We start from the raw sequence: 489 nt of genomic DNA on the forward strand, positions 1-489 counted from the left end.
CAGCATGACGATCGGGCGACCCTCGCCGTCGCAGACGGTGTGGAGCTTTGAGTTCAGGCCGCCCTTGGTGCGGCCGATACGACGGGGAACAGCCCCTTTTTTAAAAGGCTCGCCGCCGTGCGGTGGGCCTTCAGATGGGTGGCATCAATCATGATGCGCTCGGGTTTGGGCCCTTCGCCGGCGAGGTTGGCGAAGATGCGGTCGAACACCCCCAACCGGCTCCAGCGGATGAAGCGGTTGTACAGCGTCTTGTGCGGGCCGTAGTCCTTCGGCGCATCCTTCCACTGCAACCCGTTGCGGATCACATAGACGATGCCGCTCACCACCCGCCGGTCATCGACCCTCGGCACCCCATGGGCCAAGGGAAAGAACGGCGAGATCCGCGCCATCTGACGCTCGCTCAGCAGGAACAAATCACCCATACCAGCCTCCTCAATGGAGACTGTGAATCACAGATCGAGCCTAATTAATAGGTCCTGAGCCTAGGCG

The 489-nt window shown here is 61.6% G+C and carries 1 pseudogene; it reads right to left on the bottom strand.

What is annotated here, in order from left to right:
• Positions 1–422 (bottom strand): annotated as a pseudogene (locus tag V5F48_RS25005) (IS5 family transposase); the annotation flags it as partial.
• Positions 423–489 lie beyond the last annotated feature (67 nt).

It is taken from the genome of Xanthobacter autotrophicus ATCC 700552 (genome assembly GCF_043194565.1).
Classification (GTDB): domain Bacteria; phylum Pseudomonadota; class Alphaproteobacteria; order Rhizobiales; family Xanthobacteraceae; genus Xanthobacter; species Xanthobacter autotrophicus_F.